This is a genomic window from Rhizobium sp. R711, assembly GCF_002211365.1.
In the GTDB taxonomy this organism is placed as follows: Bacteria; Pseudomonadota; Alphaproteobacteria; order Rhizobiales; family Rhizobiaceae; genus Rhizobium.
On record NZ_LOKZ01000003.1, the window covers coordinates 141032 to 155715 of the forward strand.

10 protein-coding genes and 1 riboswitch are annotated in these 14684 nt (G+C 59.2%); of the genes, 6 read left to right on the forward strand and 4 right to left on the reverse strand.

Annotated elements, in window-relative coordinates; all coding sequences use genetic code 11:
* Positions 1-71: 71 nt before the first annotated feature.
* A complete protein-coding gene (locus ATY80_RS07460; protein WP_088691815.1) occupies positions 72-1436 on the reverse strand; it encodes a sigma-54 dependent transcriptional regulator in 1365 nt (454 codons plus the stop codon).
* Positions 1433-3295: an ATP-binding protein gene (locus ATY80_RS07465; RefSeq protein WP_088691872.1), complete on the reverse strand. Its 1863-nt coding sequence runs from the start codon at positions 3293-3295 to the stop codon at positions 1433-1435. The genes ATY80_RS07460 and ATY80_RS07465 overlap by 4 nt, the downstream gene beginning before the upstream one ends.
* 241 nt (positions 3296-3536) lie before the next feature.
* Here ATY80_RS07465 and ATY80_RS07470 point away from each other — a divergent pair, with 241 nt between their 5' ends.
* Complete coding sequence (locus ATY80_RS07470) at positions 3537-4871, forward strand: dicarboxylate/amino acid:cation symporter (protein ID WP_189637099.1); 1335 nt, start codon at positions 3537-3539, stop codon at positions 4869-4871.
* Positions 4872-4946: 75 nt separating this feature from the next.
* Here ATY80_RS07470 and ATY80_RS07475 read toward each other — a convergent pair whose 3' ends face one another.
* Positions 4947-6191: a cytochrome P450 gene (locus tag ATY80_RS07475; RefSeq protein WP_088691817.1), complete on the reverse strand. Its 1245-nt coding sequence runs from the start codon at positions 6189-6191 to the stop codon at positions 4947-4949.
* Between the two features lie 42 nt (positions 6192-6233).
* The gene (locus ATY80_RS07480; protein WP_088691818.1) at positions 6234-7439 is read right to left on the reverse strand and encodes a GGDEF domain-containing protein; all 1206 of its coding nucleotides are present in this window, start codon (positions 7437-7439) and stop codon (positions 6234-6236) included.
* A gap of 425 nt (positions 7440-7864) precedes the next feature.
* Between ATY80_RS07480 and clpP the strand changes: the two genes are divergently transcribed.
* From clpP to ATY80_RS07505, 5 genes are all read left to right on the forward strand, one after another.
* Positions 7865-8494, forward strand: coding sequence for an ATP-dependent Clp endopeptidase proteolytic subunit ClpP (gene clpP, locus ATY80_RS07485; RefSeq protein ID WP_007792131.1), 630 nt, complete (start codon positions 7865-7867; stop codon positions 8492-8494).
* Positions 8495-8787: 293 nt separating this feature from the next.
* Complete coding sequence (gene clpX, locus ATY80_RS07490) at positions 8788-10065, forward strand: ATP-dependent Clp protease ATP-binding subunit ClpX (protein WP_007792128.1); 1278 nt, start codon at positions 8788-8790, stop codon at positions 10063-10065.
* A 414-nt stretch (positions 10066-10479) separates the two neighbouring features.
* Complete coding sequence (lon, locus tag ATY80_RS07495) at positions 10480-12894, forward strand: endopeptidase La (protein WP_088691819.1); 2415 nt, start codon at positions 10480-10482, stop codon at positions 12892-12894.
* Between the two features lie 207 nt (positions 12895-13101).
* Entirely contained in the window at positions 13102-13377 is a 276-nt protein-coding gene (gene hupB, locus ATY80_RS07500; RefSeq protein ID WP_007531759.1) for a DNA-binding protein HupB, read from the forward strand.
* A 122-nt stretch (positions 13378-13499) separates the two neighbouring features.
* A riboswitch (FMN riboswitch) is annotated at positions 13500-13648 on the forward strand.
* Between the two features lie 81 nt (positions 13649-13729).
* On the forward strand, positions 13730-14629 hold the full coding sequence (locus tag ATY80_RS07505) for a DMT family transporter (protein ID WP_088691873.1): 900 nt from the start codon (positions 13730-13732) through the stop codon (positions 14627-14629).
* The last annotated feature ends 55 nt before the right edge of the window (positions 14630-14684 follow it).

The following is a 14684-nucleotide window of genomic DNA, read 5'->3' on the forward strand; positions in this document are numbered from 1 at the left end:
AGCGCAGCACAAGGCTGAGAAGTGGTGCTGAAAGATCGTTGGCGCTCGCCCTGGCCCGCTTTGCGCTAAACCTAACTCCTGTCGGAAGAAGACGCGAAATCGCTGCGGACGATGCCATGGCGCTGCAGCTTGTCGTAGAATGTCTTCCTGGGAATGCCGAGCTCCGCGATGGTACGACGCACGTCGCCGTCATTAGCGTTCAGCGCTTCGCGAATAATGTGGGCCTCGTATCGCTCCAGCCGGTCCGGCAGCGACAGGGTTTCGTCCGTCACAGGTGCTGCTGCAGCAGTTTGGTCCGAGATGTGGCCAACGCCGAGGACAAACCGCTCTGCAAAATGTGACAGTTCGCGAACGTTGCCCGGCCAGTCATATTCCCGCAGGTGGCGATGGACGGACGAGGGGATAGCAGGCACGTCGCGCTTGAAGCGGCTCGCGGCGCGCTCGGCGAAGTAGCCGAAAAGAAGCGGAACGTCGTCCCGGCGCTCCTTGAGTGGTGGGATCGAGATCGTCACGACGTTGAGCCGATAGTATAGATCCTCGCGGAAGTCGCCACGTTGGCGGGGATCGCTGAGATCGATCTTGGAGGCGGCAACGACGCGCAGATCGACCGGCCGGACCTCGTTCGTGCCAAGCGGCGTCACCTCGCGCATTTCGAGCACGCGCAACATCTGTACCTGCGTTGCCGGCGGCATGCTCTCGATCTCGTCCAGAAAGAGCGTGCCGCCGCTGGCATGTTCGATGCGCCCGACGCGCTTCTTCTGAGCGCCGGTAAAGGCGCCAGGCTCGTGACCGAACAGCTCGCTTTCAACGACGCTTTCAGGCAGCGCTCCGCAGTTGAGCGCGACGAAATTGCCCGCTGCGCGTCGGCTCCAGCGGTGCAATAGGCTTGCCACCACCTCCTTGCCGCTGCCGGTCTCACCCGTCAGGAGAACATCGACATCCGTATCGGCAATCTGCCGCAAGGTGTGCCGCAGCCGTTCCATCGCCGGTGTCTGTCCGATCAGCGGCAGGTCGTCACGCGCCTGTTCGGTCGCTTTCCGCAAAAACCGGTTCTCCATCACGAGACGACGCTTTTCGGCAGCGCGGCGCACGCTCTGGATGAGCCGGTCTGTCGCAAAGGGTTTCGTGATGAAGTCGTAAACGCCATCCTGCATGGCTTTCACTGCCATCGGAATGTCGCCGTGGCCGGTGACCAGAATGACCGGCAGGTCCTCGTCTTGCTGTCGCACGCGGCTGAAGAGCTGCAAGCCATCGATCTCAGGCATCCGGATGTCGGAAACGAGAACGCCTGCGAAATCCGAGTTCAATGCCGCCAACGCTTCGCCGGCGTGGGAAAAGGCGGAAACGGCGAAGCCGGCGAGTTCGAGCGTCTGCTTGGTTGCCCGCAGCAGGCCTCTGTCGTCGTCGACGAGGAAGATCGGCGTCACGTCGTTCATGCCCTGGCCTTCCGTAAATGCACTGTAAAGCAGGTTCCTGTTTCATCGCTGGTTACGTCGATGCGACCGCCGTAGTCTGCCACGATGTCCTTGGAAATCACGAGGCCAAGGCCCAGGCCTCTTTCCTTAGAGGTGTTGAACGGGGTGAAAAGTGACTTCAGGATAACGGGCGAAATACCCGGACCATTGTCGGCGACCTCGATCGCAGCCTCGTCGTCCGTCTCGCTCACCGAGACGTCGACCCTGGCATCGGCCCGTCCATCAAGGGCTTCCAAGGCGTTTTGGAACAGGTTGATCAGAATCTGCTCAAGCCTGATCCGGTTGCCAAGCACACATAGCCCTGCAGGGGGCGGGCGGATGTGGAGCGCCTCCAGCTGGCCGGCAAATCGGCTTTTCAGCAGAACCACCGCCCCATCGATAACGCCACGCAATTCAACGGGCTCCGGTGCTACACGGCCTTTGCGCGCGAACGCCTTCAATTCGTCGGTAATCGCGCCAATCCGCTCGGTGAGGCCGGCGATCGCTTCGAGGTTTTCATCGACGGGAGTCGTTTGCTTGCGCTCCAGGAAGACGCGGGCATTGTCCGCGTAAGCGCGTATGGTTGCGACGGGTTGGTTGATCTCATGCGCGACGCCTGCCGCGACCTGACCCAGGATCGCAAGCCGGTTCGCCTGCACCAGCTCTTGCTGGACGATCTGAAGTCTCGCTTCAGTTTCTCTGTGATCGGAAATTTCGGCCTGCAAACGGTCGCGTGCCCGGCTGAGATCGTCGGTTCGCGCGATGACCCGTCGTTCTAGCTCCTCACGCATGGCCTGTTCTTCCGCGATCTTTGTGGCAGCCGCCTTACGTCTCCACAAAAGAAAGGCCGCGATCGCAAGAAGCGGCAGAAGGACGGCCAGCGACAGCAGTCGCATTTCACGAACCGACGCCGCGACCGGCGCGTCGGTCGGCACAAGGTACTCGAGATGCCACGGAGTGGTCGGGACGGGTGTCAAAAGGCGCAAATACTGGCCCTCGCCACTGCCGGGAAGAACAGCGGCGACAAGCGAAGCCTCGGCGTCGATCGGCTGAGGGCGCATGATCGGCAAAGTCGCAAGCGGCGCGCCGCCGAACTGCAGACTGTTGCGGATGGCGGCAAGGTCGGCCTCCGGCACGGGCCTGTTCATCATGAAACGCCAGGAGGGAATGCTGGTAATCAGAACCACGCCGCGATCGTCGGTGACATAAACAGGGCGGTGCGTATCGCGCCAATCGCTTTCAAGCTGATCAAATTCAAACTTGACAACCACGACGCCGAGAGGTGCCGCTGCGCTGCCCACACGGCGCGAAATGTAGAGGCCAGGCCGCTTGCTCACGCTGCCGAGGGCAAAGTGCTCGGCAGTTCCGTCGTCCATCGCCTTTGTGAAGTAGTCGCGGAAGGTGTAGTCGTTGCCGACAAAGCTGATCGGCTCCCGCCAATTGCTCGAGGAGACGGCGATGCCGTTGGGACCGATGACGTACAGCACGGCGGCCTGCGTTCCCGTGACGAGCCGCTCGAGCTTCCGGTTCAATATGTCGATCGCATCGCTGCTTTTGGAGGACAGGGCATCGAAAACCTGTTGGTCCTCGGCAAGAAGCAGAGGCAAAGCGCGCGGCCTTTCCAAAACTGCGTTGAGGAGCGCGACCTTGAGGCTGGCGTCGGTTCGGCTTTGGCTCGCAATCGTGTCAATGGCGGAGCGGCGCCCATAGACCGTGGCGCCAAACAACGCGGTAAGGATCAGTACCGCCGAAACGGAGGCAAACAGAATCCACGCCCGCCGTATACGCCGGCTGACGCGGTAAACAGAGCTGAAACCTGATGTCGAAGGAGACTGCAGCATCATTCACTTTGTGCGTAATTTCGGACTTCCGTCAAATCAATTTGTGCGAAAATACGCGCAAATCCTCCAATGTGCGATGAGGTGAATTCGATAAAGATATTATTAATCAAAGGCTTAATTTGAATACCGCAACTTGGCACGCATGTTGCAATGCCTTCTCAAACAGCCGCGTGAGCTGTTGACTTGGTAACGCAATCGCCCCGGGAGGCCACCTTTGGTTTTGGGGCACATGGAGGACATCATGGGTGCAGCAATTCCAGTCGCGCGGCCGCGCGACAAGGTTCCCTTCTATCGGCTTCTCTACGTGCAGGTTCTTGCCGCCATCTGTGCTGGCATCCTGCTCGGTCATTTCTATCCCGACATCGGCACTTCTCTGAAGCCACTTGGCGACGCTTTCATCAAGCTCGTCAAGATGATCATCGCCCCGGTCATCTTCTTGACCGTCGCGACCGGCGTCGCCGGCATGTCGGATCTGCAGAAGGTCGGACGCGTTGCCGGCAAGGCAATGCTATACTTCCTCGTCTTTTCAACGCTGGCACTGGCGGTCGGTCTGCTGATCGCCAACGTCATCCAGCCGGGTGCCGGCATGCATATCGATCCGGCGACGCTGGATGCCAAGGCCGTGGAAAGTTACGCGGCGAAGGCTCATGACGCGACGGTCACCGGCTTCCTGATGAACATTATTCCGAACACGATCGTGGGAGCCTTTGCCGACGGCGACATTCTTCAGGTGTTGTTCTTCTCCGTCCTGTTCGGCATCGCGCTTGCCATGGTTGGTGATCGCGGACGCCCGGTCGTGGATTTTCTGCAGGCCCTGACGGCACCCGTCTTCAAGCTGGTGGCGGTCCTGATGAAAGCTGCTCCAATCGGCGCTTTCGGTGCCATGGCTTTCACGATCGGCAAATACGGCATCGGCTCGATTGCAAACCTGGCAATGCTGATCGGGACGTTCTACCTGACATCGCTGCTCTTCGTTCTAGTCGTTCTCGGCGCCGTCGCCCGCTACAACGGTTTCTCGATCCTGGCGCTGATCCGCTACATCAAGGAAGAACTGCTGCTGGTGCTCGGCACCTCTTCTTCGGAAGCAGCACTTCCCGGTCTCATGGCCAAGATGGAACAGGCGGGCTGCAAGCGCTCTGTCGTCGGTCTCGTCATTCCGACGGGCTATTCCTTCAACTTGGACGGCACGAACATCTATATGACGCTCGCGGCACTCTTCATCGCGCAGGCGACGGACACGCCGCTGACGCTGGCAGATCAGATCCTGCTTCTGCTGGTTGCGATGTTGAGCTCCAAGGGCGCTGCCGGCATCACCGGTGCCGGCTTTATCACGCTCGCCGCAACGCTCTCGGTCGTGCCTTCGGTTCCCGTTGCCGGCATGGCGCTGATCCTCGGCATCGATCGCTTTATGTCGGAATGCCGCGCACTGACGAATTTTGTCGGCAACGCGGTTGCGACGGTCGTCGTCGCCCGCTGGGAAAATGAGCTTGACCAGACGAAGTTTGCTGCTGCGATGGCCGGCAAGTTGCCGCAGGAACCGGCAGACGGCGTGCTGGCTCTGCAGGCTGCGGAATAACGCTTCGCCGCAAGACACAGGAAATGTGACAGAAAGGTCCGCGCTCGCTGGGGCGCGGACGTTTTCATTGACGGCTTACCAAGCGAGATCCAGTCGATCCAATCCGTGGAAGTGATAAACGTCTTTCACGACGGGTGTCCGGGCAAGCCTCAACCCCGGCAGCCGCTCGAAGAGAATTGGGAGGACGACGTTTAGCTCAAGCCGGGCCAGCGGTGCCCCAATGCAGAAGTGGATGCCAGCGCCAAAGGAGAGATTTGGAGCCTCGTTGCGATCAGGCCTGAAGGCGAGCGGATCGCTGAACTTTGCCGGGTCGAGATTGGCGGCGGCCAGAATGAGGCTGACCTTGTCGCCTCGCTTGAATGAAATGCCATCGATCTCAACCGGCTCCAACGCCCAGCGCTGGAAAATGTGAACCGGTGCGCAGATGCGCAGGGACTCTTCAACGGTTCGTTCGGTCGTGGCCTCGTCCTTGAAAAGATCGGCCGGATCGCGCCCGCTGTCCAGGATGATGCGCACCGAATTGCCGATCTGGTGGACCGTCGCCTCATGACCGGCATTGAGCAGGACGATCGTCGTCGAAACGAGTTCGTCCTCGGTCAAATACTGGCCCTTGTGTTCGGTATGGATCATGTGCGTCAGGAGGTCGTCACGCGGGTCGGCACGGCGCTCGGCAATGACAGTTTTTACATAGTCGGAAAACTCCTTCGCAGCCCGCTCGGCACCATCCTCATCCTCGCGGGTGCGACCGAAGAGATACATGCGGATGTAGGCATGGGACCACTTCAGGAGCTGCGGTCCCATTTCCTCCGGAATGCCGATCATGCGGGCAATCATCGTCACCGGAATGATGTCGGAAAATGCTGAAAGCAACTCGACTTCGTTGTCTTTCTCAAAGCCGTCAATGAGCTTGTTGGCAAGCTCGGCAAGCTCTGGCTTCATCCTCTCCACGTGGCGGGAGACAAAAGCGCGATTGACGAGCGTTCGCAGGCGCGTGTGCTCAGGCGGCTCCAGCTCAAGCAAGGAGTATCGTTCAGCGAGGTCGAAGTTCGCGACGTGCTTGTCCGGCTCGGGAAGGTCGAGTTCTTCGCGGCTTGCGATGTGCAGGATCTGGCGGCCGAAACGACGATCGCGCAGCAGGCTGTTGACGTGGTCGTAGCCTGTGAAGAACCACTGCTTCTGCTGCTCCCAATAGAATGTGGGGCAGTGCGCGTGCAAAGCGGCGTAGACGGTGTTCGGATCGCTGTAAAAGGCTGGATTGCTTGCGTCCAGGGAGACGTGGCGTGTCGTGGTGTCAATGGAAAGGAAAGGTGGGATCATCATGTTTCGAGGCTTAGCGGATTTGCCAAGCCTCGAAAAGATGGGTCAACCTCTGGACAGTGATCCGACGCGGCGAAGCGCGTGAATCTGGTCGTCGAGTGTTGGGACAAGCTCGCCACTTGTTTGATCCGGCTGCGGAGGTGGCGGAGCCGCGGCTTCGGCTTCACCGAAGATGACCGTGCAGTTGCGGCCGGCTGCCTTGGCAGCATACAATGCGCGATCGGCCGCCGAAACCAGCTTGTCCCTGTTGGCTTCGATGGCGGAGGCGAGAGCAACACCGGTGCTAACTGTGACCGGAATGATCGCGTCGCCGGTGCTCACCGGAACCCGGCAGAATTCGGCGCGAATTGATTCCGCGAGGGCTTCAGCCTCGGTCTGGTCGGCCACCGTCGCGAAAGCTGCAAACTCCTCGCCGCCCATGCGGCCGAAGGCTCCGGCGGGTACGAATTGCCGGGCCATACGTGCAAAAACCGTCAGTACGATGTCGCCAGCCTGGTGTCCGAACCGATCGTTGACGCGCTTGAAGTGGTCGAGATCGAAGAGCAGCACGGCGATCTGGCGGTTATTGTTGAATGCGCTCTCCTGAATGGTATCGAACCGTCCGAAAAGGCCACGCCGGTTCAAGACGCTCGTCAGGGAATCGGTGAGGCTGAGCATGCGAAGATGCTTCTCCGAGCGTTCCATGATGACGAGGCAGGTGAGGGCGCACGCCAAGGTCAGCAGGAAGCCCGTAGCCATTGCCGCGGCGCCCGCGAGGTTGGCGGCTTCCGCGTCGGTGACGCCGATGGCCGCCATTGCCATCGCCGTACCGAAGCACAGGAGGCTCTGGATCACAAAGATAGCGCCCAGTTTGCTTCTCGAGGCCTCGTTGCGCTGGCCGGCCATGCAGACTGCCATTGCTAGCGCCGTCGCGCCGGTGGCTGAGGCCAGGTTGTAGAGAATGACGCGATTGGTGTAGTCGTCGTTGACCCACGGCAGGAAGACGCCGCCCAGCCACACGAGGGGCGGCAGCAATGCCCACCATTCGAGTCTGCGACGATCAAGCGCGAGATACCCGGCAACCCACGCGCTTTGCCCAGATAGCGCGATCATGTTGCCGATCTCGATGGAGAGAATGCTGGGTATCTGCCCGCGCAGCGCAACCATCGCAAAGCCCACGCCACTGAGAAGAAAACCCATTCCCCAATAGAAATAGGCCTTGTTTCGGACATCGTGGCGCCAGGCCATGAACGCTACCAGCGCGAGCGTCATTGCTTCCGAGCACCAAATGGCTAATCCTGTCGTAACATTGAACACGGCAATACCCCTTGCATTGCGCGTATTCTTTCGGAAGAAACTGGCAACTTCATTAATTGCGCCTGGCCCGTCGGTGCATTTTTGTGCCGAATTGTCGTTAGGCTTTCTGGCCTGTAAACGCAGCGCAGTCGCAACCGGATTCAGAATTCGTTCATCCTGGCATTGACAAAAGCTGTGCGGGAGCGCGATCGCCGCTCGCTCTTCGAAGCTATTTGCAGGAATGAGCCCATATCGGACGAAAAGTTGTTCGCCTTGCGCCTGCCCCTCTTAACGTTATCCATCAGCGCGTCTTGAAGAGGAGGGCAGGGAAGCTCTATGTAGGGATAAGGCATTTTCTTTGATTCCCGGCCATAGCCGGCAGACGTTGACAAAGGACGCACATGAGAAACCCAGTCGATACCGCTATGGCACTCGTGCCGATGGTCGTGGAACAGACCAATCGCGGTGAACGCTCCTACGACATCTATTCGCGCCTGCTCAAGGAACGCATCATCTTCCTGACTGGCCCGGTCGAGGATCACATGGCGACGCTTGTCTGCGCCCAGCTCCTCTTCCTCGAGGCCGAGAACCCGAAGAAGGAAATCGCGCTCTACATCAACTCGCCGGGTGGCGTCGTTACTGCCGGTATGGCGATCTACGACACGATGCAGTTCATCAAGCCTGCGGTCTCGACGCTCTGCATCGGACAGGCCGCCTCCATGGGCTCGCTACTTCTGGCCGCCGGTCACAAGGACATGCGCTTTGCCACCCCGAATTCCCGTATCATGGTGCATCAGCCATCGGGCGGATTCCAGGGCCAGGCATCGGACATCGAGCGTCACGCCCGCGATATTCTGAAGATGAAGCGCCGCCTCAATGAAGTTTACGTCAAGCATACCGGCCGCACCTACGAGGAGGTCGAAAAGACCCTCGACCGCGACCACTTCATGGATGCGGACGAGGCTCAGACCTGGGGTGTCATCGACAAGGTCCTGACATCTCGCGTCGAGATGGAAGGCGATGCCGCCTAGTGATAAGCAGGGATGGTGTTGTATCCGCCACAGTTCTATCTCATTTGTGATCGAACAAGGGAAGAAACCCGGTGGCGGGTGCGGCAATCTCAAGTATTAATGCTATGTTGAATTTTTATGACATAGCATCGGCAGTCGAAGGGGAATTCGTTGCCGCCGGAGCCAGGACAGCTTAGTTTGGACCGGTTCGTACCCCTTAAAGGCCTTGGCCGGCTGGGGCTCCAAACGTGGAGCAGGCCAATGAGTGGACCGTATTTTCACCTTGAAATGCGGCGTGCTGGAAGGAAAGTGATATGAGCAAGGTCAGCGGCAGCAACGGCGGCGACTCTAAAAACACCCTGTACTGCTCCTTCTGCGGAAAGAGCCAGCACGAAGTCCGGAAGCTGATTGCCGGACCGACGGTTTTCATTTGCGATGAATGCGTCGAATTGTGCATGGACATCATTCGCGAAGAGAACAAGTCCTCGATGGTCAAGTCCCGTGATGGCGTTCCTACGCCCCAGGACATCATCAAGGTTCTCGACGAATACGTCATTGGCCAGCGCCAGGCGAAGAAGATCCTGTCGGTCGCCGTTCACAACCATTACAAGCGCCTCGCGCATGCCACGAAGAACAGCGAAGTCGAACTGGCGAAGTCGAACATCATGCTGGTCGGCCCGACCGGTTGCGGCAAGACGTATCTTGCCCAGACGCTCGCTCGCATCATCGACGTTCCCTTCACCATGGCCGATGCGACGACGCTGACGGAAGCCGGCTATGTCGGTGAAGACGTCGAAAACATCATCCTGAAGCTGCTGCAGGCCGCCGACTACAACGTCGAGCGTGCTCAGCGCGGCATCGTCTACATCGACGAAGTCGACAAGATTTCGCGTAAGTCCGACAACCCGTCGATCACGCGCGATGTGTCGGGTGAGGGCGTTCAGCAGGCGCTTCTGAAGATCATGGAAGGCACGGTCGCTTCGGTGCCGCCGCAGGGAGGCCGCAAGCATCCGCAGCAGGAATTCCTGCAGGTCGATACCACGAATATCCTGTTCATCTGCGGCGGCGCATTCGCGGGCCTCGACAAGATCATCTCCGCCCGTGGCGAGAAGACCTCGATTGGCTTCGGCGCGACCGTCAAGGCTCCGGACGACCGCCGCGTCGGCGAAGTCCTGCGCGAGCTGGAGCCGGAAGATCTGGTCAAGTTCGGCCTCATTCCCGAGTTCATTGGTCGTCTGCCGGTTCTGGCGACGCTCGAGGATCTCGACGAGGATGCGCTGATCCAGATCTTGTCCGAGCCGAAGAACGCCCTGATCAAGCAGTACCAGCGCCTGTTCGAGATGGAAGACGTGGAACTGACCTTCCACGAGGACGCTCTTCGCGAGATCGCCCGCAAGGCGATTGTTCGCAAGACGGGTGCTCGCGGCCTTCGTTCGATCATGGAAAAGATCCTGCTCGACACGATGTTCGAACTGCCGGCGCTGGAAGGTGTCCGCGAGGTCGTCATCTCCGAGGAAGTGGCACGCGGCTCCGCCCGTCCGCTTTACATCTATGCCGATCGTCAGGATGAGAAGGCCAACGCTTCGGCGTGAGGCATTAGAGATATCCTTACGATACGAACCGTGAATTTAAGGGGCTTGCCGTTGGCAGGCCCCTTTCTATTTCAAAACCAGTGCACGAGCCTGATAAATCTTGCTAAAGAGGTCTGAAAGCGCCTCTGCTACGGTTGCGGATTCCCACGTCCGTGGCAATTATGGAATGATTCCGTTGGTGTGTTTCGGCCTTGTGTGTTAGCCGGCGCGGAAGTGGTAAGCGCCGGCCAAGCCAGGCGCTCCAGAGTGAAGGTGTTCCGTTGTCGCATAGCTGTCATGTCCAGGGGGGCACCGGCCATGGCGCAGCTTGAAAAGCATAGTCAGAACCTCCACTTGTTGTTTCAAGTGGAGTGCGGCCGGTTCTAGTGGCCGCGCCAGAAGAGCCCGGAAACGGGACGATGGAAAGGAAATAAAATGACGAAGAAAACGTCAGTTGCGAGCATTGCATATCCGGTTTTGCCCCTGCGCGACATCGTCGTCTTCCCGCATATGATCGTGCCGCTATTCGTCGGCCGCGAGAAGTCGATCCGTGCGCTTGAGGAGGTCATGGGATCGGACAAGCAGATTATGCTCGTCACGCAGATCAATGCGAGCGATGACGATCCGGAGCCGTCTGCCATTCACAATGTCGGTACGGTCGCCAACGTATTGCAGCTGCTGAAGCTGCCTGATGGCACCGTCAAGGTTCTGGTCGAAGGTCGCGCACGCGCCGAGATCGATGCTTACACCGATCGTGAGGACTTTTACGAAGCCCTTGGTCACGTTCTCGAAGAGCCGCATGACGATCCGGTCGAACTCGAAGCGCTCAGCCGCTCGGTCGTGTCTGAATTCGAGAGCTACGTAAAGCTCAACAAGAAAATCTCTCCCGAGGTCGTTGGCGCCGCCAGTCAGATCGACGACTACTCGAAGCTCGCCGACACGGTCGCTTCCCACCTGTCGATCAAGATCACCGAGAAGCAGGAGATGCTGGAGACCACCAGCGTCAAGGCACGCCTCGAAAAGGCGCTCGGCTTCATGGAAGGCGAAATCTCGGTCCTTCAGGTCGAGAAGCGCATCCGCTCGCGCGTCAAGCGCCAGATGGAAAAGACCCAGCGCGAGTACTACCTGAACGAACAGATGAAGGCGATCCAGAAGGAGCTCGGCGACGGCGAGGAAGGCCGCGACGAGATGGCCGAACTGGAAGAGCGCATCTCCAAGACCAAGCTGTCGAAGGAAGCCCGCGAAAAGGCCGATGCCGAGCTGAAGAAGCTGCGGCAGATGAGCCCGATGTCGGCCGAGGCGACTGTTGTCCGCAACTATCTCGACTGGCTGCTCGGCATTCCGTGGGGCAAGAAGTCGAAGATCAAGTCGGATCTCAACAACGCCGAAAAGATCCTCGAAGCCGATCACTTCGGTCTCGACAAGGTCAAGGAGCGCATCGTCGAGTACCTGGCTGTTCAGGCTCGTGCGACCAAGATCAAGGGTCCGATCCTGTGCCTCGTCGGCCCTCCGGGTGTCGGCAAGACCTCGCTCGCCCAGTCGATCGCCAAGGCGACCGGCCGTGAGTATGTCCGTATGGCTCTCGGTGGCGTTCGCGACGAAGCTGAAATCCGCGGTCACCGCCGCACCTACATAGGCTCGATGCCCGGCAAGGTCATCCAGTCGATGAAGAAGGCGAAGAAGTCCAACCCGCTCTTCCTGCTCGATGAAATCGACAAGATGGGCCAGGATTTCCGCGGCGATCCGTCGTCGGCACTGCTCGAGGTGCTGGATCCGGCTCAGAACTCGACCTTCATGGATCACTACCTGGAAGTCGAATACGACCTGTCGGACGTGATGTTCATCACGACGGCGAACACGCTGAACATCCCTGCGCCTTTGATGGATCGCATGGAAGTCATCCGTATTGCCGGCTACACCGAAGACGAAAAGCGCGAGATCGCCAAGCGGCACCTGCTGCCGAAGGCCATCAAGGAACATGCGCTGCAGCCGAGTGAATTCTCGGTCAGCGACGATGCCCTGATGGCGATCAGCCAGCAGTACACCCGGGAAGCCGGTGTTCGTAACTTCGAACGCGAACTGATGAAACTCGCCCGCAAGGCGGTCACCGAGATCATCAAGGGCAAGACGAAGTCGGTTCATGTGACCGCCGAAAACATCGACGACTATCTGGGCGTTCCGCGCTTCCGCCACGGCGAAGCCGAACGCGAGGATCAGGTCGGTGTCGTCACCGGTCTGGCCTGGACGGAAGTCGGCGGCGAACTGCTGACGATCGAAGGCGTCATGATGCCGGGCAAGGGTCGGATGACCGTGACCGGCAACCTGAAGGAAGTCATGAAGGAATCGATCTCGGCGGCGGCGTCTTATGTCCGCTCGCGCGCTGTCGATTTCGGTATCGAGCCGCCGCGCTTCGACAAGAGCGACATCCACGTGCACGTGCCGGAAGGTGCTACACCGAAGGATGGTCCGTCGGCCGGTGTCGCGATGGCAACCGCGATCGTCTCGATCATGACCGGTATTCCGGTCGACAAGAACGTGGCGATGACGGGTGAAATCACCCTTCGCGGTCGCGTTCTGCCGATCGGTGGTCTGAAGGAAAAGCTGCTCGCAGCGCTTCGCGGCGGCATCAAGAAGGTGCTGATTCCGGAAGAAAACGCCAAGGATCTGGCGGAGATTCCGGATAACGTGAAGAACAACATGGAGATCATCCCGGTGTCCCGCATGGGCGAGGTGATCAAGCATGCGCTGATCCGTAGACCGGAAGCGATCGAGTGGGATGGCACGGTGGAAACGCCGGTCATTGCAACGGTCGAAGGGCTCGACGAAACGGGTGCAACCATAGCTCACTGAGCCTTGTTTGCCACATTCGCGCCCAATTGCTTAAAAACCCTGAAAAGGCTGGCGTTTTCGCCAGCCTTTTTTTGTGAAATTGGCACGCAGACTCTTGCATTTCCTTGATTTGCAGGGTCTTTGGGGTGCGGCGGGCCTGATGAACTCTATTCTGCGCCTGGCTTATAGATTTGAGTCGTTTCGAACCATTTAGAAAGGGGTGGAAACATGAACAAGAATGAACTCGTGTCCGCAGTTGCCGAAAAGGCAGGACTCTCGAAGACCGACGCTGCTTCCGCAGTTGATGCTGTTTTTGAAGTCGTCCAGGCTGAACTGAAGGGCAAGGGCGACGTTCGCCTCGCTGGTTTCGGTAGCTTCACCGTTTCCCATCGCGCTGCCACGAAGGGCCGCAACCCGTCCACCGGCGCAGAAGTCGATATTCCGGCTCGCAACGTGCCGAAGTTCACGCCCGGCAAGGGCCTGAAGGACGCCGTCAACGGCTGATATGAATTTGCTTGGCGGCCGGGCAACGAGGCCGGCGGTGCAAGTTTCGAAGGGTTCGGCCATGGCCGAACCCTTTTTGCATTTCGCGGACTTGTCGGCACGCGAGGTATGTCTTACGAAATGGTTGTTCTCAGGGCGGGGTGAAAGTCCCCACCGGCGGTAAGAGTCTCGGCTCAAGCCCGCGAGCGCCTTTTGGCCGGTGCCGAAAGGGTCAGCAGATCCGGTGCAATTCCGGAGCCGACGGTTACAGTCCGGATGAAAGAGAATGAGCGGTGCGGGCGAGGGCGGAATCCGTCCTGGCTGCGGTTCGCGCTCATGCGTCCTGATTTGTGTTGGTTTCGGAAAGAAAGACATGAATCAGACTTCCCCTACATTTTCTGCCCCGCGCGCTATGGTCGGTGCTGCGTGGATGATCGCTGCGGGCATCGCCTTCTCGATTCTCAATGTCGTCACGCAATGGCTGACGATGACGCTCGCTTTTCCCTCCGCTTCGGCAGCCTTCTGGCAATATGCTTTTGCTCTGCTCTTCTCGCTGCCCTTTCTTCGGCGCGTCGGCCTTGGAGCCATGAGGACGCGCTATGCCTGGCGTCACATCGTGCGTGTCGCCTTGGCCGCATTTGGCGTGACGACCTGGGTCGCTGGGCTGGCGTCCGTGCCGATCTGGCAGGCAATCGCTCTGGTTATGACGTCTCCGTTCTTCATCATCATGGGTGCCCGCATCTTCCTTGGGGAATATATCGGCGCCGCGCGATGGGCGGCGAGCGCCACCGGCTTCCTGGGAGCGGTGATCATTCTGCAGCCCTGGTCGGATAGCTTCAGTTGGGCCGCGCTGTTGCCGATCCTCTCGGCCCTTCTCTGGGGCGCCTCATCGTTAATCACCAAGAGCCTTACTGGCGTCGAGCGACCGGAGACCATCACCGTCTGGTTGCTCGCCCTCCTGACACCCATCAACGGTGGACTGGCGGTGGCGGCGGGCTTCAGCATCCCATCCGGTATGACGCTCGTGCTTTTTGTTGCGGCGGGCCTCCTGACCGTGATGGCGCAGTATTTCTTGACACTCGCCTATTCGACGGCCGATGCCGCCTACATCCAGCCCTTCGACGATCTCAAGCTGCCGCTCAATGTTGTCGCCGGCTGGTTGGTCTTTGGCTATGCCCCAACAGGTTATCTCTGGTTGGGAGCGATACTGATCCTTGGAGCGTCGCTATTCATCATGAGGAATGAAATGAAGAAGGAACGCGGAGCCGCCTAGCCTCATCCGATTCGCCATTGTCATTCCGCTGTCATGCCCGTCCCGCAAAACGCCC